This is a genomic window from Acidobacteriota bacterium (assembly GCA_016208495.1).
GTDB lineage: Bacteria > Acidobacteriota > Blastocatellia > Chloracidobacteriales > Chloracidobacteriaceae > JACQXX01.
Map to the genome: position 1 here is coordinate 22768 of JACQXX010000006.1, position 23142 is coordinate 45909.

The following is a 23142-nucleotide window of genomic DNA, read 5'->3' on the forward strand; positions in this document are numbered from 1 at the left end:
ACCAATTTTAGTGATTAGTGGTTAGTGGTTAGTGGTTAGTGGTTAGTTCTCGGTTCTTGGAAGGTATTGATTTCTAACCACTAACCACTAATCACTTTAATCACTCTCAATTCTTCATTCTATTTCGCGGCCTGACGGAATTCTTTTTCTTCTTCCTTAATCCAGTCATAGCCTTTGGCTTCGAGTTCGAGCGCCAGTTCTTTTCCGCCGGATTTCACAATTCGGCCCTGGTACAGCACGTGCACAAAATCAGGCGTGATGTAGTTGAGCAACCGCTGATAGTGCGTCACCAGGATAATACCGTTGTCATCTGTGTGGAGTTTGTTGACTCCATTGGAGATAATCCGCAGGGCATCAATGTCGAGGCCAGAATCCGTTTCATCCAAAATGGCCAGTTTGGGTTCTAAAACCGCCATTTGCAGAATCTCGTTGCGTTTCTTTTCACCGCCGGAGAAGCCTTCGTTGACGGATCGGTTGATAAACGATTTGTCCATTTCAATGACTTTCAGCTTTTCCTGGAGCAAATCGTCAAATTCCAACGGGTCAAGCTCTTCTTCGCCGTGGTGTTTGCGAATCTGGTTATAAGCCAGTCGCAGGAACGTGGCATTGCTCACACCTGGAAGTTCAATCGGGTACTGAAACGCCAGGAAGATGCCTTCGCGAGCCCGTTCATCAGGCGCCAGTTCGAGCAAATTTGTGCCTTTGAACACGATTTCGCCTTCGGTCACGACATAACTTGGATGACCGGCCAGAACCTTGGACAACGTGCTTTTGCCTGAGCCGTTTGGGCCCATAATTGCGTGGATTTCACCAGGCTTCACCGTCAAATTGATTCCACGCAGAATCTCGATGTCGTTGACGGTGGCATGCAGATTTCGAATTTCTAACACAATTTCCTCACCTGTATAGGGTTCAGGGTTCAGGGTTCAGGGTTCAGGGTTTGAAAAAACGACTTGTGCCTTGTTCCTGGCTTCCCGCCACCTGATTTGTACTTATTGAAATTGGTCACGCTCATCAGCCGGCAGTGAAGTCATTCTAAGAAATCAAAGTATCGAACAACTGACCACTGACGACTGACGATTGACTCATTGATTATCCCACTGAATTTTCCAGTTTCATTCCAAGTAACCGTGACGCTTCGACGGCAAATTCCATTGGCAATTCACGGAAGACTTCTTTGCAAAAGCCGTTGATGATCATTGAAATCGCGTCTTCCTGTGAAATACCACGCTGCAGGAAATAAAAAATCTGCTCTTCGCTGATCTTTGACGTTGAAGCTTCGTGCTCAACCGTGGCGGAGTTGTTTTGAACTTCAATGTAGGGAAAGGTATTGGCCCCGCAGGCTTGCCCGATGAGCATTGAATCGCACTGGGTGTAATTGCGGGCATTGTCAGCCCCCGGCATGATTTTGACCAATCCACGGTAGGTATTGTTTGACCGGCCAGCGGAAATTCCCTTCGACACAATTGTGCTGGTCGTGTTTTTTCCGATGTGGATCATCTTCGTGCCGGTATCAGCCTGCTGAAGATGGTTGGTCAGGGCGACTGAATAAAACTCTCCAACTGAATTATCCCCAATCAACACACAGCTTGGGTATTTCCAGGTGATGGCCGACCCGGTTTCAACCTGTGTCCAGGAAATTTTTGAATTGTTGCCCAGGCACTTTCCGCGCTTGGTAACGAAATTATAAATCCCACCCTTCCCGTCTTTGTCGCCGGCATACCAGTTTTGCACGGTTGAATATTTGATCGTGGCATTGTTGAGCGCAACCAGCTCAACCACGGCTGCATGGAGTTGATTTTTATCGAATTGGGGCGCTGTGCACCCCTCAAGATATGACACGGAAGCACCTTCTTCCGCCACAATCAATGTTCGTTCAAACTGCCCGGTGTCCGGGTTATTGATTCGAAAATAGCTTGACAGCTCCATCGGGCAGGTTACGCCTTTGGGGATAAAGCAAAACGAACCGTCGGAAAACACAGCCGAATTGAGCGCCGCGTAAAAATTGTCGCTGATTGGCACGACTGAACCCATGTATTTTTTGATGAGTTCTGGATAGTGCTGCAGGGCTTCGGAGAATGAGCAGAAGATCACACCGGCTTCAGCCAGTTTTTCTCGAAAGGTCGTTGCCACCGAAACGCTGTCGAAAATGGCATCAACCGCCACATTGGCCAGCATTTTCTGTTCGTTGAGCGGAATGCCCAGCTTTTCAAAGGTGTCGAGCAATTCCGGATCAACTTCATCCAGGCTATTGAGTTTGGCTTTGGGTTTCGGGGCCGAATAATAAATGATGTCCTGAAAATCAATGGCCGGATAGGTGACGTTTGACCAGGCCGGCGGCGTCATTTTCAGCCACTGGCGAAACGCCTTGAGTCGAAACTCAAGCATAAACGCCGGCTCGTTCTTTTTTTCGGAAATCAGGCGGACGGTATCTTCAGTCAGCCCGCGCGGAACGACCTCCGACTCAATTTCAGTGGTAAACCCGTACTTGTATTCCTGTTCTGCAAGTGCCGCAATTGTGCTCATAATTCTCCTTCAACCAACCCTAAAAATCGCTCCACTTTTTGTTCTTCTGGTTCCTACATTGATGACCGGAAGGCGGTGGCTTCGAGTTCTCCCGTTTTTGGAATGCGCCGAAGCTGAAACAACCGCTGGTTGACATCGCCTTCGGAATGAATCAGGTGCGCGAGGGTAATTTTTCCAAGCACCTGATGGACAGTCTGGTTCAGGGTATGGAGTACCGGTCGGATGCCACAGTCATCGTGATGGACACAGACCTCCTGGGCACCGGAAAAACTCTTGCAATGATCGTCCATCGCTTCGGTATCCAAAACGCCGATAATATCGCCAACCGAGATTTCGCTGGCCGCCCTGGCCAGCACATACCCCCCTTTGACACCTCGAACTGACCGAACAATGCCGGCATTGCTGAGGAGCCAGAGCACTTTTCCGGCATTGGCCGTCGAGATGCCCTCGCGTCTAGCAATTTCCTTGAGTGAAAGCGAGTCACCTTCGGGTTGGCGTGCAAGTTGCAGCAAACACCGGAGGCCGTACTCTTCAAGTGCGGTAATTCTCATAAGTTGATTCGATGTGTGATGGTGTCACCTGGGGATTTTGGCTGTGCTCAGAAAGCGAGCAGGGTCACTCTATTGAATACCTTACTTTTTTGTCAAGTATTGTTCCCTTTCACACCGTGGGCCTTTCTGACACTTCGCAACACCGTTTGTCCCACGCTGCTCCACTTTATCCAGCATTTTCACCGACTTGAACCAGATCCATTGCCCAATCAAACCTATGGTGTAGAATCCTTTACCGCCTCTTACCCGGCCTGCTCCGCCGTAAACTCTCGCTTTTTTGAGGTAGTATGAATTTTTTCCTCTCCGTCAGTGTATGTTTTGTTTTTTCAATGGTGAACTTTTGCTCTCTGCAAACACCCAAACCGGAACTTCAATCACTTGGTTGGCTCGGCGGCTACTGGGAATTTAAAACTCAGGCTGTCCACCACCAGGAACAGTGGCTGGCGCCCTCAGGCGGGACAATGATCGGCATGGGTCGAATGGTCAAAAACGGGAAACTCGCCTTTTTTGAGTTTATGGAACTGCGCCAGGATGGACCAAATCTGGTTTTTACGGCTCACCCCTCAGGTCAAAAAACCGCCACGTTTCAGGTAACAGCGGCATCGGCGACAGAGGCCACCTTTGAAAACCCAGACCACGACTTTCCCCAAAAGATTGAGTACCGATTGACGAAACCTGATTTCCTCGAAGTGACAGTTTCAGGGCTGGTGAAAGGGAAAAATCGAGTTGAACGGTTTCAGTTTTCTCGTGTTTCCTGCCCGACACGCTGAAGAACTTGTTTTCCAACATCTGAATCTTTAGCTTATACCTCACTCCTCAAATTTCTTTCCAAGGACCGACTTCAAACTGCTATGAGACCTTTTCTCTCACGGCGTTCATTGCGCCGATTTTCCTTACTTATTGTGCTGCTGAGCCTTATCTTGACGACAGGTGCGTTTGCTTCAGCCCAAAATCAACCGTCTGAAAACCCGGTTCAAAAATCCAGGGACCTGGCCCGCAAAGGAATCCAGGCATATCAAAAGCAAGACTTTGCCGCCTATCTGGAAAATGTGCGCGAAGCTGCAAGGCTCCGACCAAATTTCCCGCCTATCCTCTATCACCTGGCTCGCGCCAACTTTCTTACCGGGAATCAATCTGAAAGCCTGCGGTTGCTGACCCAGCTTTCCCAGATGGGAAATTACATTGACCTCAACCAGGATGAAGATCTGAAACCCTTGCAGGCAAAATCCGAATTTACTCAAGCGGTTCAAACCTTTGAAGGGCTCAAAAAACCAGTCGCCGGGAGCCAGGTGGCCTTTGAACTGGCTGAAAAAGGGCTGATTACCGAAGGCATTGCCTATCTTCCATCTGAAAAAGCCTTTCTGGTCAGCAGTGTTCGCAAACGCAAAGTCTTTAAAATTACCCAGGATGGCAAGGTTTCCGACTTTCTCACGAGCGGCCAGGATGGGTTATGGGGCGTGTTTGGGATGAAAATTGATGTCAAACGCAACCGGCTCTGGCTGTGTACCTCGGTGGTGCGGGAAATTGAAGGCTTCAAAGCTGAGGAAGACGGTCAGGCTGGGATTTTTCAATATGATTTGAAGACCCATAAACTCGTAAAGAAATACATCTTGCCCAACTCTGAACAGGGTCACGTTTTCGGTGACCTGGAATTGCATCCAAAGGGTGATGTGTATGTCACTGACAGCAAATCTGGCGGGCTCTATCGGATCTCAACCACCACGGATTCGCTCGAACGTTTTCTGGACACGTCTCCTTTTGTTTCGCCACAGGGTTTGGCGGTGACTCCAGATGGCAAACGGATGTTTGTGGCGGATTATTCAGTTGGAATCGGCGTCATTGATCTGACAACCAAAACATTTTCACTGGTACCAGCCTCCCCAGAGATGCTGCTGCTTGGGATTGATGGGCTGTACCTGCACCAGAATTCACTGATTGGGATGCAAAACGGAATTCTGCCCAAGCGTGTGATTCGGCTTGAACTGGATGCCAAACTCACCCGGATTGAAAAATTGTCTGTAATCGAACGCGGAACCCAGCATTTGGAAGACCCAACGCTGGGGGTGATCGTCAACCACTCAATTTACTTTATCGCCAACAGCCAGTGGGAGAGTTTTGACAAGGATGGAACGATGTTTCCACCTGATAAACTCAACCAGCACATCATTTTAAAAGCTTCACTCAAATAACTGGCAGGTCTTGTGGTCGTAGACACGATTGAATTGTTAAAAACCAACCGATGGGCCAAAAGTCTGGCATTGCTGGGCATTTGGACCATCGTCGCCACCTTTTTTTCCTTACAAGGCGCCGCTTTTTACTGGCGCCGTGGCGAAACAATTGCCTTTTCAGAAATTTTCCTGCCGGAATTTACCTTTTGCCTCGTTGGCGCGATTGCCACTCCGGGCCTTATTTGGGTTTCGAGTCGGTTGCGGATCGAACGCCAGATTCTCATTTCACGATTGCTGGCTCATCTGGTGTTCAGCATTGGGTTTGCGGTGGTCTGGATGACAATTCCCCGACTGGTGAACCAGACCGTATTGAGCGTACCGTTTAATGTTCAATCCTTGATCAATTCGGTTATTTGGGGGCTGGATCGAGGCGTGATGGTGTACTGGGTCATCATTTTGCTGCACCACTCTTATGTCTATCAGCGCCAGTACTTTGAGTCTCAGTTGCAAACGTCGCGACTTGAAACCCAACTGGTCAACGCTCAGCTCCAATCCCTCAAAATGCAGTTGCAGCCGCATTTTCTATTTAACACGCTCAATTCCATTTCGACGCTGGTGCTGGTTAACCCAAAAGCCGCCCACAAAATGGTGGCTCAACTGGGGGATTTCTTGCGGTTGACGCTTGAAAACTCCAGCTCCCAGGAAGTCTCGTTTCAGCGTGAACTTGAGTTTTTGAAATGTTATCTGGCGATTGAACAAACTCGATTTCAGGACCGGTTGTCAGTTATTTTTGACATTGACCCATCCATCCAGGATGCACTGGTTCCCAATTTACTGCTTCAGCCAATTGTTGAAAACGCCATCAAACATGGCATAGCCCCCCGCGCCACACCCGGAACCATTTCGATCAGGGCCACCCAGGAATCGGGTCGTTTGCATATCGAAATCAATGATGATGGGCCTGGCCTCTCACGCGCTCCTCAATCCAATCGAAAATCAAAAGGAATTGGCCTGCACAACACTCGTGATCGCCTGGAGCAACTCTATGGTAACCAGTATCGGCTTGAACTGATTGATATTCCTCAGGGCGGCCTTTCCGTGATAGTCGAATTTCCTCTTACTCCAGCATTGGTGCTCCAGGATGCAGGACCGGTTTATGAACGGAGTCTCATATGAAAATCCAGGCGGTCATAGCTGACGATGAACCCTTAGCGCGGGCTGGAATTCGGGTGTTGTTGGAAGACGACCCTGACATTGAACTGATCGGTGAATGCGGGACCGGGCGTGGGTTGGTGGCCCTGGTCATTGACCAAACTCCGGATCTGATTTTTCTTGATGTCGAGATGCCCGAAATGGACGGCTTTGACACCCTGGAATCACTTCCCTCTGACGCCATCCCATCCGTTATTTTTGTGACGGCCTATGATCAATATGCCGTCAATGCCTTCGAAGTCCACGCCCTTGATTATGTCTTAAAGCCAATTGATCGCGAACGCTTTCGCAAAGCCCTGCAACGCGCCAAAGATCATATCAAACAGCAACGCGACCATTCATTGACGCGGCGGATCCTGGACTGCCTTGAAGACCTGAAAGCTCCGACCGACTTTCTCGACCGGGTTGTGATCAAAAACGGCGGCGATGTGATCTTTCTCAAAGTCGAAGAAATTGACTGGATCGAGGCTGAAGGCAACTATGTGCGGCTGCATGCCGGGAAAGACTCACACTTGTTACGTGAAACCCTAAGTAATCTGGAGAGTCAGTTAAATCCGGCAAAATTTATCCGCATCCATCGCTCCACCATTGTCAACTCTGACCGCATCCGCAAACTCGAAGCGCTCTTCCACGGTGACTGCAATGTCATTCTCAATGATGGAACCCAGTTGATGCTCAGTCGAAACTATCGGAAGAATATTAAAGGGGTTTAACGATAAACTTCACCACCACCGCTGCCAGTTCCTCGCCTTTATCTTCCTGGAGAAAATGTCCGGCTTCGCAAATTGTTGTGTGCGGCTGGTTTTTGGCACCCGGAATCAACTTTTGAAAGACCACATCGGCCCCACGAGTGATGGGATCTTTGTCGCTGAAAGCTGTCAGGAACGGCTTGTCCCATTGCTTGAAAACTTCCCAGGCTTGTTGATTCTTGAGTCCTTCAGGATCGTCGGCGCGGGTGGGAACCAGACTTGGGAACACTCGGGCGCCGGCTTTGTAGGAATCATCCGGAAACGGTGCATCATAGGCCGCGATGACTTCGGGGGAAAGCTTGCTGACACAGCCCCGGCTAAGAATGGCCCCAATTGGAAAGACCGGTGTCGTTTGGGAGAAATGCTGCCATTGTAAAAAGGCTTCTGGCATTGGATGGTCACCTGTGGGAAGTGCTGTATTGGCCGCCACAATCCGGGCAAATCGGTCAGGCATTTCAGCCACCACGCGCAACCCAATCAATCCACCCCAATCCTGACAAAAAAGCGTGATCTCAGTCAGACCAAGTTGCTCAATGAATGATCTGAGAATTTCGATGTGAAACTGATAAGAATAGTCTTCGCGCCGAATGGGCTTGTCCGAACGCCCAAACCCGATCAAGTCCGGAGCGATGGCTCGCAACCCCGCCGCCGTAAAGACCGGGATCATTTTCCGATAGAGATAGCACCACGAAGGCTCTCCGTGAAGCAGAAGTACAATTTGCCCGTCACGGGGTCCCTCATCAAGGTAGTGGACGCGCAACTCGTTGATATCCAAATAATTCGGTAAAAAATCAAAGCCAGATAAGTTTTGAAATCGGTCATTCGGCGTGCGAAGTATTTCCATAAATAAAGGATCTCCTGGAATTTGAATGCGGGCTCAAGAAACAAGCCAGCACTGAACACCTGATGAAGAAGTTGGTACTGGCGAACTCAACCCCAATTTAGAGCCCCATCAATTGAATTATTTTTTGGAATTGTGAGTGCTGACGGACTTTCCGAAAAGCTGGATCAATTTTCAGATTGATGAGAAGAAAACCGTGCTCTTCATACGCTCTTTCCAACCAGTGGATAGTTTGTTCCTGATCATCCAGATAAGCAAAATATTTGGCCAGATCGTAGGCCCGGCTGGCTGGAACTTGCTTCATTTGTTGGATCTGCATTTCTAAAAATCCTTGTATTCCAGACGTTTGATATACTTTATCAATTGACTGACCTTCCTTGAGCTGCTGACCGTCTTTCTTTTGAGCAGCAAGGTATTCCCGAACAGCATCATCATATCGCCTCATTTGGATATAGATTTCAAAAAGCAACTGATGCGCGGGGACAAAATCCGGAAAGAGTTCCAACGCTTTTTGACAGAATTCGATAGCCAGTTGAGTTCTATCCTGGGAGAAGTAAACCTGTGCCAAATCCGTCGCAATAGCAGGCGAGAGAGGATCAAGCTGGTATGCTTTTTTCAAGTGAACCGTCGCTTCGAAAAGTTGTCCACGGGTGGCCAGATACTGGGCGTACCATTGGTGCGCAATAGGGTGTTGCGGATTGAGGTGCAACGCCGTTTGAAATTCCAATTCGGCCTCATTCCAATTCCAGTGGTGGAACATCCGAATAAACGCCAGAGTGGAGTGAGGTTCAGCGAGCGTTGGATCTAACCCAATAGCTTTTTCAATCATCGGTTCAGCTTCAGGCCAACGCTCCAAATCAAAGGCATAGGCATCCCCAAGGGCGGCATATGCTCTTGCAAACTGAGGATCCCGATCAATTGCCTGCTGCAAATAGGTTATGCTTCTCATCAGTCCATTGTGAGAGCGGTTGTTCCAGAAATATCGTCCCTTTTGGAAAGCTTCAGAAGCCTCTGGATTCGACGTGTATTCACGGGATGGCGGTACTGGTTTTGACGTGTTCAAAATTACCTGGAGTGCAAAAGCCAGTCGCGCGGCGATGTTTTCACGCATCTGGTCAGATGGAGCTGTCGGTTCATAATACAATTCAGACCAGATGACCGAACCGTCCTGGATACGGCTTAATTTCATACCAACTGCAATTCGATTCAGACCCGCTTCAATTGAGCCGGTAACTAAAATTTCTGGAGTTGGTGAGGTGTTCTCACCCCAGAAAACTGGTTGTTTAAGGGAGACATTTTGTTGTTGCGAAAGCCTTGGCTGTACAAAGGGACATTCCCTGAGTTTGGAAATCAGTAAATCGCAAATTCCATCAGCTAAATTCTCACTTGTAGTTGCCTTCACAAGTTTAAATGGTTCAACAATAACCTGGATTTGAGGTGCTCCAACCGGGCGTTCTTTTTGTTTGGAAGTTGGTGTTACCAACGGGACCTGGATGAAGGCCAGGGTCAGAATGACGGTTACGGTGATCATCCCCATGAAAAAAGCCGTTTTGTGAAAGGTTGTCTTCGAAGCAACAGCTAACTGAGCAGTAGCAAATGACCTATCACCAGATTTGATTGTGAGCGGGGTAATTTGGGATATTTCGGAAATATTGCACGGCAGGCTATCTAAAAACGGACAAACGGGTCTTCCAGATTGTTCACCGCCAGGGTGGTCATCTTTCTGAATTTGATGACTTTCGAGCTCCTGGCAACGCCTGAGTACGGGAACAGTAAGCCGATACCCTCGTCTTGGGACCGTCTCAATGTATTTTTCGGGGTCAATTTCATCAAGCGCCTTTCTCAACATTGAAATACTTTGGGTTAGATTGCCTTTTTCCACAAAAGTATCGGGCCAAACCAGCCTCATTAACTCGTCCTTTTCAACCACCTGTCCTTGACGTTCGACCAGAACCAGGAGCACCTGGAATACTTTTGGAGTCAACGGAACAACTCGCTCCTCAAGCCAAAGAGATTGGTCACCACAATCTAACCAGTATGGCCCAAATTCATAGAAATACTTGATACACTTACTCATAGCAGACTTTGAGAACTTTTTGAGAACTTTTTGATGACCAGTTTTTCTTCCCAGCCCATAGAATCGCCCTCGACTACTGTAGCTTACAGCTATTTTTTAGGCAAACTGATTGAAGTGTCTGTATTCGAAAGGGGTTCGATATGGTTTGGGCTCAAAAACTGTTATGGCTTGTGATGCTGGTTGCGATTGGTGGAGGGGCTTGTTTTCATAATCTGAGCCAATCGGCCCAACCCGGCGACCCGAAAATATATCAATTCTCTTCGGAGCAAAAAAATCCAGCGACGATTCAACCTCACTCCGTTTCTCCCGGACCCTCAGAAAAAACACCACCATCTTCAGCCGGCATTATTTATATAATTTTCGATGCTTCGGGCTCAATGGCGGCAAAATTACCCGATAAGAGGTCACGAATTGATGCTGCCAAAGAAGTCCTCCACGGTTTTGTATCAAAAGATTTTTCAGGACATGAACTGGCGCTACGGGTGTATGGTCATCGCAAAAAAGAAGATTGTACGGATTCAGAATTGCTCATCCCGATTGGCCCCCCAGAAAAGGTGGTCCAATCTTTCAAAACAATGATCCAACGGATTGTGCCATTGGGCAGAACGCCTATAACGTTTAGTCTGATCGAAGCCCTGAAAGATATCGGCGAAAGACAGGCGGAAATCATTTTAATTACAGATGGAATTGAGTCTTGCGAAGCTGATCCTTGCGCGTTGGTTCAGGAATGGCGCGCCAAAAACATTCAGGTAAAAGTACATGTTGTTGGGTTTGGGGTAGATGAAAAAGCGAAAAAAACGCTGGGATGTATTTCCACCGCTGCTGGAACCCAGTTTCACGATGCCACAACCGCCCCAGCTCTGGCAGAGGAACTGGCAAAAATTCACCAAAAAACGGTCAAGCAAGGGTTTATTCTTAAAGGCCAGGACACCTCTGGCGTTGAACTATTGGTGAATGGCACCCTCTCTCAAAATAATATTGTCCGCTATCAAGTCAACTCCGCTGCCAAAGCACTGGTTGACGCTGGAGAATATGTGTTATCCGCTGGTGTGAAGACGGCAAATGGAAATCTTTATCAGCCTGTCATCCAACGGATCAAAATACTGGAAAATGAGACCACCACGGTTACCGTCACGGTTCCACTACCTCCGTCTGTGAAAGCCAGGTTTGCCCAAGGCCAGGAGGTCCAGCCTCATAATTTAATAGCGGCTTATCAAAACGGAAAAGAGGTATTCAAATTTCGGGCCATTGACAAAACCTATTTAGATGAAGGTACTTACGAATTTCAATCAAAAATCCCAGGTCAGGATCTACCTCCAGTCACTGAAACATTCGGCCCAGGCGATCACAAAGAGATTCTCTTTCAGCTTATTCAAACGGTGAAAGTCTTTTTCAAGATGGTTGCCGCTGGTTCTGAGGTTGTATTTCGAGACAATATGGAGTTATGGCAGGGAAATCAGAAAATCTATGAAGTACACTCCGTGAACGGTGCAACGGTGACACCAGGGATTTATGAACTCCATCTCCTCAACAAATTAGTGCCCCATGTCTCGCCAGGGGTGACCATTTCCAACCAGGAATCCCAGCACCTCACCATTTCTGTTCCGGTCGGATATATCACGTTTGCCTACCAAAAAGCAGATGGAAGCCCTGATAAAAAAGACCGCTGTTTTGTCAGCACTGGATCGGGACAGGAGCGGATCCACAAACTTTCAAACGAAAAACATCCGATTCTTCCTGGACGCTATCGGGTTGATGGCTGGAGCCATAAAGGAAGCTATGCTCCGGTATTCTTCGAAATCGCAACAGGTGAAGACAAGACTGTTTATTTACGGTCAACCAATTAATCCAAGTTCGGATTCAGAATTTACAGCCGTGGTAAACCCTGATTTATCAATTAGTTAAATCATCACTCAACCAATTAACCGATTTGAGGGCCTTACAATCCCATTCTAGCAATTAAGGAGAAGTATGAAAAATTCAAATGAACCGAATCGAACCCGACGGTCTTTGTTGAACTGCCTTTTTTGGGCTGTTCCTGTGAGTCTTATGTTTCCAGCTCTGGTACTGGCAGCATCAATAACACTGACAAAAGGCGCTAAAACAAATGGGTATGAAGTCAAAGGGACATCAGGGGGCTGGTATTTGTATGCTAAAGGTACCCACCCCGAAAAAGGCGCTCATCTCAATGGCACTTATGAAATAACCGTTTGTTTAAAGGATGGAACTACGGTTACCGAAAAAGTTGAGTTTACTGATGGAAATTCAAAAGGTGTAAAAATTGGTGGTCGAAACTCAGCCGAGCCCGAAATTAAGGAAGTCACCGTTGACGTTCCCTAAATCGTCACCGCATCACAATCCACTCGATTGAAGATGAACAAATTCTTGAGTGTCAAACCCTCCTGGGGTTGGAAATGAGTCCTGATCTGACACCAAAATGACTCGAATGCCAACCCCAACCGCTTTCAACTGATTGATAAATGCCGCCCGTTGCTCATTCCAGGTCAACAAGACCACAACAATGGCGGTCAGTTTGGCCGCTTCGGCCAGTAACTCATTCCACAAGGTTTTCCAGTCAACGTCAGGTGTTGGTTCAAGACAGGCCAGAATTTCCAGAATGTTTTCAAAATGGGCAATCGCCCGGCCTGACTGGAAGTGATAAACCGTCGTGCCAACCGCGAAAATGTCAATGAGGTATTCCTGGCGGGAAAGAAATTCCGCGATGGCAGCCGTTTTGGAGACAGCAGCTTCAAAAACATGGTCTGAGAAACCCGAAGGGACTTCGGTATCCACAATCACAGCCAGACGCACAAAATATTCTTCATGAAATTGTTTGACGACCGGTTTTCCCAACCGGGCCCAGGATGACCAGTGAATATGCCGCAAGTTGTCTCCGGTGCGATATTCCCGCGTGCCCATAAACTCAGGCGATTCACCAACATTGGAAGAAACCAGAAAACCGCCCGGCTGATACCGCCGCCCCTCGGGCACCTGAAATTCATCAAGCAACTCAAATTTGGGATACACCAAAAACGTTGACTCCTGCCGACACCGAAGCAGACCCCGACAAATTCCAAAGGGATAGGCTGAACCACCACACAGATATTTCAGGGTATAACTTCCCCGTTTCTCACACTTCAGATGCACTTCAACTCGAACTGTTTCTCCCGGTTCAATTCGCTCAATCAGAACCGGAGCCGCTTCCGAAGGCGATTGAATGAATTCAGGAAGCACCAGTTCCATTACTTCAATTCCCAGAGCCGGTTTCGCAGACCGATTTTCGGCTTCGACCACGATCACCACGTCTTTGCCCGCAGTGGTTGGGACAATTGGCCGACGTCTGAAAAACACCTTTGATTTGTGAAAGTAAGCCACGACACAGGCAGTGGTGAAAAGGCCAATCAAAAACGACGCCGCCGCATAAATCATTGGAATGAGTGTCAAATCCGCATCTCGCCCGGCAGCCAAACCGCCTCCGATCACAGTCACTAACCCCAGGACCCACCCTGTGGGCGTCAAATACCCTCGAACCACAAGCTCAGCCAGATTCACCAGTTTTGACCGGCGCAAGGTACGATTTTTGGTCGGGTTCGCTTTCGGTTTCCTCATCGTGGAACTCGCACGGTACTCAGAATTTCAGTGATGACCGTGTCTTTGTGGATGCCTGCATATTTTGACTTCATATCCAGCACCAGCCGGTGAGCCAGGACTGGGACTGCCAGCTTTTTCAAATCATCAGGCAAAACGTAAAGACGACCGTTCATAAATGCCAGTGCCCGGACAGTCGCCAGGAAGGCAATGGCACCGCGTGGGGAAACTCCGAACTTGACCGCCTGATGCGACCGGGTGGCATCCACCAGGGCCAGCAAATAATCAGCGACGGAGTTTTCAATCTCGACCTTATTCGCAAGTGCTTGAATCAGGAGCAGTTCCTCAAGCGACATGGCCGGTGTCAATTCATCCAGTTTTGCCGTTCCGCCGTCTCCCAGCATGATGGATTTGAGTTCGCTGGTGGTTGGGTAGCCGAGCGACAATTGCATACAAAACCGGTCAAGCTGGGCTTCTGGAAGTGGATAGGTTCCATGCGAATCAACCGGATTTTGGGTGGCAATCACCACAAACGGGGGTTCTAATCGAATTGATTTTCCATCAATCGAAATTTGTTTTTCCCCCATGGCTTCAAGCAAGGCAGATTGGGTGCGTGGTGAAGCCCGGTTGATTTCGTCAGCCAGTATCACATTGGCAAATAACGGCCCCGGGTTGAAGTGAAACTGACCGTCTTTCTGGTTATAAATCGAACCGCCAACAATGTCGGTCGGCAATAAATCTGGGGTAAATTGAATACGACTGACCTTGCCGCCGACGGAAGCCGCCAGTGCCTTGACCAGGGTGGTTTTCCCAACGCCAGGAATATCTTCCAACAGCAGATGCCCACCGCTGATTAAAGCCGCCAGCACATAATCAATCTGCTTTTGTTTTCCAATGATGACCCGGCATAGGTTCTCACGGACTTTGGCAATTAACTCAACAGCGTGTGTGGTTTGCAAGCACTTTGCTCCTGCTTTTCATCATTAGGGCCTGGTACAAGTCCCCATAAAAGGGGGATGAAATTCGACCACTCGATGAAAGAAAAATTGGTTTTCGCCCGGATGGGCGATGGAAAATAGCCGGTGGCAAGTGTCGCTTTGGACACGCAGCCACCGGACAGAGTCACCATCACGGGTTCGCGCCCGGATGGGCGAAAGCCAATTCGAAATCACCGAAATTCCATCCCCCATTTATGGGAACTTGTACTGAGGGCTTGGGGCTGAAGACAACGGGCTCAGGGCTTGGGGCTCAGGGCTGAAGAACTGGTTTTATTTCATCCCTCATCCTTCATCCCTCATCCCTTTCTGTGCCCCGAGTCTTCGAGCCTTCAGCCCAACTTCTTCAGCCCGATGGTCTTTCAGCCCTACTTCGTCTTATGCAAATATCGCCCTAAAGCCATCAATGGGAAGAAGTTCCGGTAAAAGTGATAGTTGATGTAGAAGTGGCATGGAAAACCCGTGCCGGTAAATTCATCTTCCGACCAGTTCCCGGCTTCATTTTGGGTGCGAATCAGGTATTCAATTCCCCGTTTGACCGCATCGGAGTGGCCTTCATCTCCAGCAATTAACCCCATCAAGGCCCAGGCAGTTTGCGACGCCGTGCTTTTGCCTTCGCCCATGAGATTTCGATCTTTATAGGAATCACAGCTTTCGCCCCATCCGCCATCTTCATTTTGATGGGCATACAGCCATTGAATCCCACGCATGAGAAAGGTTTCACGTGGGTCAATTCCAATTTGGACGGCTCCGTTGATGACGCCGCTCGTGCCGTAGATGTAATTCACCCCCCAGCGACCAAACCAGCACCCTTCGGATTCCTGCTCCGATTTGAGGAATTGAATGGCTCGATCAATCACTCGTTGATCGGTTTTGTATTTGGTGCGTCCCAGCATTTCCAATACACGTCCGGTGAGATCGGAAGTGCATGGATCAATCATGGCCTTTAAGTCACCATAGGGAATCTGGTTCAACAAATCCAGGTCGTTATCAACGTCAAATGCCGCCCAACCGCCTTTTTTGCATTGCATGCTGAGCACCCATTCCTGGGCACGCCGGATTGATTCCTGTTTGCGTTTTTCGTTCGGCAATTTGAGCCGGTCAAGCGCCATAATGATGACGGCGGTGTCGTCTACGTCAGGGTAAAAATCATTAAAAAACTCAAATGCCCAACCGCCGGGCTGCCCAGTTTTATTTTTGATGGCCCAATCGCCTTTGCGCAAAATCTGTTTTGAAATTAACCATTCCCCAGCCTTGACCAGGGCCGGATGGTCAGCGGGCATTCCAGTATCGAGCAACCCAATCAGCATGAGCCCAGTATCCCAAACTGGCGATACACAGGGCTGGATGTGGAATTCGTCGTCTGTTTCAATTCCAAACCGGTCAATCGCTTCCAGTCCTTTTCGCACCACATCGTGCGTTACCGGATAGCCCAATACGTGGAACGCCAGCAATGAATTCAACATCGCCGGAATGATTCCCGCCCAATCGCCAGGCTCATCCTGATGCTCCAGTACCCACTGTTCGGCGTGCTTGAGCGCCTTTTCCCGAAGTGGGACAAATCCTATCTTTTCAGCGAATTTAAACAACTTGTCGAGTTGGACAAAGGTGTTCCCAATCGAAAAGAACCCATCCTCACACGGCAGCGAAAGGTCGGCAGCTTCACGCCCACCAACATACAACTCATCAAGGAGGCCATTCGATGTGGGCCAAACTGGTTTCTTATCACACACAATCAGTAACGGAACGGTACTGCTCCGCGCCCAGCTTGCCATTTCATAAATGGTGAACGGAAACCATTCCGGAAATTCCATAATCCAGGCTGGCAGCGTTGGAATCCCCTTCCAATCAAAGGCACCAAATAAGGCCAGATGGAGCTTGGTGAAAATCCGGGTTTTGGTAACCCCGCCCCGATCCAGGATAAATGTTCGGGCACGCTGCATTCGAGGATCTTCGATTGATACTCCTAACAATTTCAAAGCAAAGTAAGCTTCGACTGTCGTGCTGAGCTCCCCACCGTCGCCATAAAACAATTCCCAGCCACCGTGTTCCCTTTGGCGATTCAATAAATAAGGAATGACCTTCCGCAAAGGCCGATTGGCCCCGGTACCCAGAATGGTGTGCAACATGACATATTCGGCGGTCAAGGTGACATTTGCTTCCAGTTCAGCCCACCAGTAACCTTCCGGGTATTGCTGACTGAGCGTGTACTGCTGTGCTTTTTCGATTGCCTTCGCCAGGGCGGATGTTTCAACGGCAATGGCAGTTTTCGCAAAACTCATGGATATTCAACCTCTCATTACCAGTCGGCTGTCAGAAGTCAGTAGTTTGCTAAGTGATTTTCTTTGAGTTACTTAGCCAGCTACGAATAGAAAATGGCGAATTGAGACTGGCATGACACTTTCTTAAATGTTTCGGAATTGGGCGTCTGAATCAGACAAAAGATGCTGGATAATAGGCGAATGGGGAATTTATTCAAAGGTCTCGTGGCAATTGGCGGGTTAGATCATGAAAAACAGTACCGAGTTCAAGCTTCAGCTTACCGATGTCTCAATTATCGAGCAACTCAAATCTCTTCAAAAACTTACCAGGAAGGAAGCATCCATTTTTCGCAAGCGAAAGCTTGTATTCTGAACAGTATCAAAACTGGTTCAGGAATTTCTGGAGTGGTTGCAGGGTGGTTTCACCCCAAAAATCATTATGCCCCAGATGGTCCACATAAAATTCAGTCACGGGAGCCTGGGCTTTTTGGGCTAACTGGTGCGTCATCGTGAACGGAATCACATCATCCCGCTTCCCGTGTCCAAACAAAATCGGGCATTTGACATGCTGGATTTTCCCGATACTTTCAAACCGGTGCTTGAGCAGCATTGAGACCGGCACGACCGGATAGCTGGCCTTTCCCATCTCCACCATGCTGGTGTAGGCACTAAAAGTAATCAGCCCGGCGAGTGGTTTGCGGGCAGCCAGGTCAACCGCGACTCCAGACCCAAGTGACCGGCCAAGAGCAATAATTTTCGTTTGATCAATATCCGTTCGCGAACGCAGATGGTCATAGACAGCATCCGCCGCAGTATAACAGCCTTGTTCTGAAGGAGTTCCGGAACTCAGGCCGTACCCGAGATAATCCGGAACAATCATATTGACGCCCAACCGGCGGTACTCGCCAAATTCATATAAGGCATCCTGGAGACACATGCCATTGCCATAAAAATAGATCAAGGTTGGGCATTGCTTCGCGTCGGGGTGGATCTTGCCGTCCGGGGTTAGCGCTTTCCCAAACAGGGCAGCCACGGTATCCCTGGATGGCGTCTGAAGGGAGAGAAGTTCCTCACCTTCCCCAGGCTTCACTTGAGCATATGTCGTTCCCTGGTTGGTTTTTCCAGGAAACATCAGCCATTCTTGTCCAAGGTACAACAGGACTAACAAACCGATATACCCGGCTGCGACGACAACCAGCGAGATTTTCAGTAAAACAAGCATTTTCTGTTTCAAGGCAAGCTATTGAGTGGACTATGAAAGAATTTGTTAAGTCTGGTGGCTAAGGGGGTTAGGTCTTGTTTTTTGTGTTACCTGAAAATTACTCCGTTTGACGAACAGAAATCAAGAAATGTCGGCCAAAGCCCTGCAAGAACAATGTAAAATGGTCACCACTCACAGGCTATTTTCCTATTTTGGCGCTTATGGAATGTTCCCATGGGTGGCGCTGACGCTGACCCACAGCTTTTTGGAGGTATCCTGTGCCGGGATGCACGGTTCAGATTGAATGTTCAGAAGCATCCCAAATTTGAGTGAATGGTAAGTCTTTTGTTTGCAAGGAATGATTTTGTCAATTCCTCTTTGCAATCATTTGGGCTGGGAAGGAAGTGGTTTTCGCTGGTAGACGGTTGCTGACTGACCCACGAGTGTGTGTTCGTCTTCGGTCAGAATCAGCAATCCACTCACGGTGTCAAAGGGTAAATTGACCAGGTTGACGCCACCCATCAATACCTTTCCCTGTTTCGGGTCTGGGTCCTCATCTAAAATCACAGTATGACTTTCAGCCTCTTCGGCATACACTTTGCCGTTCTGGTCAACCCAGACTCCCAAAATGAACATTCGCCCGCCTGGAATTTGTTGAGCCTTGATTGCATCAGCGATTTTATGGGCGGCAGCCTGGTATTCATTTGTCGAAATCACAGCGCCTGAGGCCGTAGTTATCATTTTCAAGCTCGCGTCGGGGTGGGTCAGAATGTAAATGCCTACCGATAAGGCAAGCAGGTCACCTACCACAAAATAAACTGCCAGCGAGATCAATTTCTTTTTTGAAACTTTGATTTGCATGTTCTATCCTTTTTTTCCGGGGGAGCACGCAAAGCCGTGCGGGCGCCGCTACTTGACCACGAAAGTACCGCTGACAGCTTCGCCGGAATTGGAGGCCGCATCGCGGGCGATGACTTTGACGCGGGCTTTCTTGGTTTTGGCAAACGAAGCTGGAACCGTCCAGGCGAATTGTTGTTGATTCCCAGGCAATCCAGTCACCACCGTTGTCGAGAAGGTCGTGCCATCGGTGGCGTAGAGCACGTCGTGCGACGTCACCGCGATGTTGTCGGCTGAGGTCCAGGAAATGGTCACATTCGGGAAAATGCCGGATTGGCCGTCTCCAACGTTGCCGGCGGCATCGGTGGCCGAAACCATGAGTTGTGCCTGGGAATAGGCATCGTTTTCAGTGATTTGGAGCGTGAAACTGGTGGCGGTTCCAGGCAGCCCAGCCGCGAGGGTTTCCTCAAACGGAGTGCCGTTGCGGCTGCCGTCGAGTTTGATCCAATGACCAGTAACTCCAACATTGTCAGAAGATTGCCAGATGACCTCAACCTGGGCATTGGGACGGGATTCGACCACCAGTCCTTGAGCCGGGGAAGTGACAGACACGGTTGGCTTGACTGTATCTGGAGGCGGATCAACATCGGCGGGAGTCACCGCCACGGTTCGGGCAAACTCCGAGGTCTGGTTGTTGACGGTGAGGGTAGCCGTGATATCCGTCACCCCTGACGCCTTATCCACAGGAATCGTCACTTGAAACGCTCCCGTGCCAATTTGGGCGGACTGGATCAAATTTCCCAGTCCGTAAGCAAGCGGCTCGGTCGCCGGAGCATTTGGGAGTGCCGGTCGCTGCGACGCACACAGCTCCATCGTCCCCGACCCTGGCGAAGTCCCTGAAACAACGATACTTCCATCTTTTTGCTTCTTGGCCGAAGCCAGCATCACCGATGGCTGGTAATTATTCGGCCCGGTGGGTTGGAGTTCGGTCAATTGATTGGGCACCCAGCGGCGTTCAAACACGGTCCGAAAGAATTCAGTCAGGGCAATGCCTGGGCCTCCGACATTGATGAAGGTGTTGTTTGAGATGGTGATGTTGTTGGTAATATAGTTTCTAACTTCTTGAGTGGGGTAGTACAAATTGACTATATTAAATGGGTTAGAACAAAGGACAATTCCTCCTCGTGGACAATTTTCAAGTCGATTTTGGCGAATAGTAGTTTGAGAACTTATATTTGAGATCTGGATTCCAACTGGTGTGTTTAATACTTGATTATTTTCCACAAGTGTTCTTTTTCTTGGATCAGGGTCACGTGTCAAATCTTGAACGATAATCCCGCAGTAGGGGAAATTGGCGATTATGTTCCCTGTAACTTGATCACCTTCAGCAACCTGGATACCAATTGAAAAAGCACCAGTATCATTTTCGGGCAATGGGGGATTATCTGGAGTTCCATTTGGGGCAATATCTTCTCCGTTCACTCCAACCCCAATAAAGTTATTCCTGATAATATCGCCAGAGGATAATCCTCCAAAATTGCTGGTTCTACCAATTGCACCTGCTTCGTTTCCCGCAAAGTAGTTACTTTCAATTATATTGCCAGTGCTTCCTTCCGCTACGTCAATGTAAGTTGATGGAAAAAAAAATGGACCTTGGAGAAATGCTTTGTATTCTAACCTTCTCGTTCCTGTTTTATTAGTACCAAAGTAATTTTGTCTTATAATATTCCTTTGTATAGAAGTAAAGGTGGCTGATCCATCTAGTAAAACAGTAAGGCCATATGCACAAATCACGTTTCGCTCAATTAAATTATCACTAGCTCCTTGATCAAACAAAATTCCGGGCGTCATTAAATTACTTTCGATTGCTTCTCCAGTTTGTGCTAACCCAAACCAGTTATCTGTAATTTTATTTCCTGAAGCAAACGCACTTCCATCACTATTGAAATGGCATATCTCGGGTCCGCCCCAGGATCTCGTTGCAAGTGATTCGTCTGAGCCAAAATTAAAACCACGGATCCAATTTTGGCTCCCACTATAAATACAAATCATTGACTGTAGAAAAATACTGTTATTTTGACCGGGTAAAGTTTCAAACCCCCTTCGGATCCCATCATAAATTTGAATTTCAGGACCATTGGGATTTGTTTCTCCGCCAAATTTGGCTTGCGAGAGTCCATCCAGGAAAACTTTATTTGTTTGGAGGATGATGGGATCTTTTAGCGTAATCCGCCAGACCCCTGTTAGGCGATTATAACCTGGGTCAGATGTTGGTAGTCTAAAGACGATTCGTCGGCTTCCCCCTGTACGATTTGCCAGGGCAACAGCGTCACGCAACGTTCCAGCCCCTGAATCACCTGTGTTTGAAATTACAATTTCAGAAAAATTTGCATAATCTGATTCTTCCAGGAATCCAGCCGGTTGGGTAGGCTGCCTGGTTGCTGGTTCAGTCGCTCGGTACATTTTTATCAAAGTCCCAACGGTTTCCCTGAGGACCACATACCGCTCTATTGGGGAACCAAAAGCATTGTTTGCTAGAGATAGTTCTTCAAATTCCCTGATTGGGTGTTGGTCATAGTACCCATTCCCCCCAATCTTTAATATTTTTCCCACGAGACTCAACATTCCATCTGCCCGTTTAACCTCTGCAGGTGAGAGGATATGGCCGATGAGTCTTGAGGACTCAGTACTCGAGTTGAGTTCACACGAGAATGAAAAGGCAAGTACGGGTTGTTGAAAGGCAATGGTCCAGACAACCCAAAGGGGAAGAAAATAGATTTGTACTTTTCTCATTTAAAACCTCATCCGACGTGGAATTCCTCGAAAGAACCCTTCTTTGGGAAAGCGGACTTTGGCTTCACGAATGAGTGACCCAGGCGGAACCCCGAGGTTATCAACCGGTTTATCTCCATCGACTGTTTCGCCATAATCCTCAAGATTGGTGTATTGTGAGGTATCAATTAGCACGGGTTGCTGACAGGCATCTAATCCCAGGCAAAAACTTTTAAAAGTTCCCTCATAGGCTGCAGTTTGCAATGCTTGCTGCCCTTGCCCTGGATTTTGGTTATAGGCATCAGCCACGTCTTGAGCCTCAGCACAATCGGTAAAGGTCCCTCCACCTGACACATTATCCCCATTACAGTTCACCACATCACACGTTCCATCCGCATTCCGGGCGACCGATACTGGACAGGGGCCGGGTTTTCCAGGGCGTATCCCAGCCGGTGGATTCCAAACTGGTGGTTCAACTCCTGGTTTCTCCAGCACCAATACCAACTCTGCCCGGTACTGGATCGCATTGTCGAAGTTCGGCATCGTCAACGCGCTGATGTCATTTTTCTTATCCACCGTTTTGGCATCAAACAGCACTCCCGTCGGCGGATGCCAGATCGAGCCGTACACGTCCAAAAATGCCTGCGGCGACGGCGCTAAATCCCTCGATGCAAATGAGATCCGGTATGGAATCACCATCGTGAACGGGATCACGATCCGGTTTGGCCGCCCTCCGACTGTCCGCAACTCAATGGCGTCAACGTCCAGTTTGATCATCCCCTGTCCATACACCTTCCGAAATCCTTGCGCCACTTCTTCCGGCGCTCCCTGCACCAGCGTCGCGTAAAACATCTCTATCGGCTGGTAGTATGGAAACCGGTCGTCTATAAACTGCCGCACCTCCTGTGGTGTTGGCGGGGTCGCTTTCGCGAATTTCTGCTGCCATTCTTCTTCCAGCGCACAGGCCGTCCGCACGAAAAATGCTTCCGCCGCCACCTTCAAATCCGGCTGCATCGCGAACGACACCGATTCGGCCTGAATCCGATACCCTTCGTGCGCCGCCAGTCTGACATTCGCCGCGGTTTCCAGTCCCAGGACGAGCAGCCAGCTCAGGATGAAAAAACAGATCAGGAGCGTGCACGGCACGATGTAGCCTCGATACCGCCGGGTTCGCAAGACTGGTTGTCTGGTTGGTCGCTGTTTCATACTCATTCTCTCCATTGGAATACAATCAAAGTGCTGGTCATTCGGTCGCTATTGTGTCTGGTAGGTGGCCGAGGCAAAGCGTTCCCGCCCTTTTTCGGCCACCAGCTTGACGGTGATGTGCGTCACGTTTCCTGAAATCGGTCTGACGGAGCCGACAT

18 protein-coding genes are annotated in these 23142 nt (G+C 48.8%); 6 read left to right on the forward strand and 12 right to left on the reverse strand.

Annotation, left to right across the window (positions count from 1 at the left end; all coding sequences use genetic code 11):
- Positions 1–119: 119 nt before the first annotated feature.
- The 3 genes from sufC to HY774_00975 form a co-directional block, all read right to left on the reverse strand.
- Complete coding sequence (sufC, locus tag HY774_00965; GenBank protein ID MBI4747032.1) at positions 120–893, reverse strand: Fe-S cluster assembly ATPase SufC; 774 nt, start codon at positions 891–893, stop codon at positions 120–122.
- A gap of 199 nt (positions 894–1092) precedes the next feature.
- Entirely contained in the window at positions 1093–2529 is a 1437-nt protein-coding gene (gene sufB, locus HY774_00970) for a Fe-S cluster assembly protein SufB (protein MBI4747033.1), read from the reverse strand.
- 50 nt (positions 2530–2579) lie between these two features.
- The gene (locus tag HY774_00975) at positions 2580–3077 is read right to left on the reverse strand and encodes an Rrf2 family transcriptional regulator (protein ID MBI4747034.1); all 498 of its coding nucleotides are present in this window, start codon (positions 3075–3077) and stop codon (positions 2580–2582) included.
- A 287-nt stretch (positions 3078–3364) separates the two neighbouring features.
- Between HY774_00975 and HY774_00980 the strand changes: the two genes are divergently transcribed.
- The 4 genes from HY774_00980 (at position 3365) to HY774_00995 (ending at position 7170) form a co-directional block, all read left to right on the forward strand.
- Positions 3365–3847, forward strand: a complete 483-nt coding sequence (locus tag HY774_00980) for a hypothetical protein (GenBank protein MBI4747035.1) — start codon at positions 3365–3367, stop codon at positions 3845–3847.
- An 81-nt stretch (positions 3848–3928) separates the two neighbouring features.
- Positions 3929–5266: a hypothetical protein gene (locus HY774_00985; GenBank protein ID MBI4747036.1), complete on the forward strand. Its 1338-nt coding sequence runs from the start codon at positions 3929–3931 to the stop codon at positions 5264–5266.
- 12 nt (positions 5267–5278) lie between these two features.
- Positions 5279–6421, forward strand: coding sequence for a histidine kinase (locus HY774_00990; protein ID MBI4747037.1), 1143 nt, complete (start codon positions 5279–5281; stop codon positions 6419–6421).
- A complete protein-coding gene (locus HY774_00995; protein ID MBI4747038.1) occupies positions 6418–7170 on the forward strand; it encodes a response regulator transcription factor in 753 nt (250 codons plus the stop codon). The genes HY774_00990 and HY774_00995 overlap by 4 nt, the downstream gene beginning before the upstream one ends.
- Here HY774_00995 and HY774_01000 read toward each other — a convergent pair.
- Positions 7157–8050, reverse strand: coding sequence for a haloalkane dehalogenase (locus tag HY774_01000; GenBank protein MBI4747039.1), 894 nt, complete (start codon positions 8048–8050; stop codon positions 7157–7159). The two genes, HY774_00995 and HY774_01000, sit on opposite strands and share 14 nt — an antisense overlap.
- Positions 8051–8147: 97 nt before the next feature.
- The gene (locus HY774_01005) at positions 8148–10124 is read right to left on the reverse strand and encodes a winged helix-turn-helix domain-containing protein (GenBank protein MBI4747040.1); all 1977 of its coding nucleotides are present in this window, start codon (positions 10122–10124) and stop codon (positions 8148–8150) included.
- Positions 10125–10264: 140 nt separating this feature from the next.
- Here HY774_01005 and HY774_01010 point away from each other — a divergent pair, with 140 nt between their 5' ends.
- Complete coding sequence (locus HY774_01010; GenBank protein MBI4747041.1) at positions 10265–11971, forward strand: hypothetical protein; 1707 nt, start codon at positions 10265–10267, stop codon at positions 11969–11971.
- A gap of 124 nt (positions 11972–12095) precedes the next feature.
- Positions 12096–12464, forward strand: coding sequence for a hypothetical protein (locus HY774_01015; protein ID MBI4747042.1), 369 nt, complete (start codon positions 12096–12098; stop codon positions 12462–12464).
- 12 nt (positions 12465–12476) lie between these two features.
- Here the strand turns inward: HY774_01015 and HY774_01020 are convergent, their stop codons facing one another.
- The 7 genes from HY774_01020 to HY774_01050 form a co-directional block, all read right to left on the reverse strand.
- The gene (locus tag HY774_01020) at positions 12477–13733 is read right to left on the reverse strand and encodes a DUF58 domain-containing protein (GenBank protein MBI4747043.1); all 1257 of its coding nucleotides are present in this window, start codon (positions 13731–13733) and stop codon (positions 12477–12479) included.
- A complete protein-coding gene (locus HY774_01025; GenBank protein ID MBI4747044.1) occupies positions 13730–14671 on the reverse strand; it encodes a MoxR family ATPase in 942 nt (313 codons plus the stop codon). The genes HY774_01020 and HY774_01025 overlap by 4 nt, the downstream gene beginning before the upstream one ends.
- Before the next feature lie 404 nt (positions 14672–15075).
- Complete coding sequence (shc, locus tag HY774_01030) at positions 15076–16989, reverse strand: squalene--hopene cyclase (GenBank protein ID MBI4747045.1); 1914 nt, start codon at positions 16987–16989, stop codon at positions 15076–15078.
- 358 nt (positions 16990–17347) lie between these two features.
- Positions 17348–18190 (reverse strand): alpha/beta hydrolase, encoded by an 843-nt coding sequence (locus HY774_01035; GenBank protein MBI4747046.1) that lies wholly within the window; start codon positions 18188–18190, stop codon positions 17348–17350.
- A gap of 363 nt (positions 18191–18553) precedes the next feature.
- Positions 18554–19030: a hypothetical protein gene (locus HY774_01040; GenBank protein MBI4747047.1), complete on the reverse strand. Its 477-nt coding sequence runs from the start codon at positions 19028–19030 to the stop codon at positions 18554–18556.
- A 48-nt stretch (positions 19031–19078) separates the two neighbouring features.
- Positions 19079–20800 (reverse strand): right-handed parallel beta-helix repeat-containing protein, encoded by a 1722-nt coding sequence (locus HY774_01045; GenBank protein ID MBI4747048.1) that lies wholly within the window; start codon positions 20798–20800, stop codon positions 19079–19081.
- Positions 20801–21799: 999 nt separating this feature from the next.
- Positions 21800–22984, reverse strand: coding sequence for a hypothetical protein (locus tag HY774_01050; GenBank protein ID MBI4747049.1), 1185 nt, complete (start codon positions 22982–22984; stop codon positions 21800–21802).
- Positions 22985–23142: the final 158 nt, after the last annotated feature.

What these genes read in the sequence shown, in the direction of transcription:
- HY774_00975 (MBI4747034.1), bottom strand. Translation starts at nt 3,077, where the DNA reads ATGAGAATTACCGCACTTGAAGAGTACGGCCTCCGGTGTTTGCTGCAA.
- HY774_00980 (MBI4747035.1), top strand. Translation starts at nt 3,365, where the DNA reads ATGAATTTTTTCCTCTCCGTCAGTGTATGTTTTGTTTTTTCAATGGTG.
- HY774_00985 (MBI4747036.1), top strand. Translation starts at nt 3,929, where the DNA reads ATGAGACCTTTTCTCTCACGGCGTTCATTGCGCCGATTTTCCTTACTT.
- HY774_00995 (MBI4747038.1), top strand. Translation starts at nt 6,418, where the DNA reads ATGAAAATCCAGGCGGTCATAGCTGACGATGAACCCTTAGCGCGGGCT.
- HY774_01000 (MBI4747039.1), bottom strand. Translation starts at nt 8,050, where the DNA reads ATGGAAATACTTCGCACGCCGAATGACCGATTTCAAAACTTATCTGGC.
- HY774_01005 (MBI4747040.1), bottom strand. Translation starts at nt 10,124, where the DNA reads ATGAGTAAGTGTATCAAGTATTTCTATGAATTTGGGCCATACTGGTTA.
- HY774_01010 (MBI4747041.1), top strand. Translation starts at nt 10,265, where the DNA reads ATGGTTTGGGCTCAAAAACTGTTATGGCTTGTGATGCTGGTTGCGATT.
- HY774_01015 (MBI4747042.1), top strand. Translation starts at nt 12,096, where the DNA reads ATGAAAAATTCAAATGAACCGAATCGAACCCGACGGTCTTTGTTGAAC.
- HY774_01020 (MBI4747043.1), bottom strand. Translation starts at nt 13,733, where the DNA reads ATGAGGAAACCGAAAGCGAACCCGACCAAAAATCGTACCTTGCGCCGG.
- shc (MBI4747045.1), bottom strand. Translation starts at nt 16,989, where the DNA reads ATGAGTTTTGCGAAAACTGCCATTGCCGTTGAAACATCCGCCCTGGCG.
- HY774_01035 (MBI4747046.1), bottom strand. Translation starts at nt 18,190, where the DNA reads ATGCTTGTTTTACTGAAAATCTCGCTGGTTGTCGTCGCAGCCGGGTAT.
- HY774_01040 (MBI4747047.1), bottom strand. Translation starts at nt 19,030, where the DNA reads ATGCAAATCAAAGTTTCAAAAAAGAAATTGATCTCGCTGGCAGTTTAT.
- HY774_01050 (MBI4747049.1), bottom strand. Translation starts at nt 22,984, where the DNA reads ATGAAACAGCGACCAACCAGACAACCAGTCTTGCGAACCCGGCGGTAT.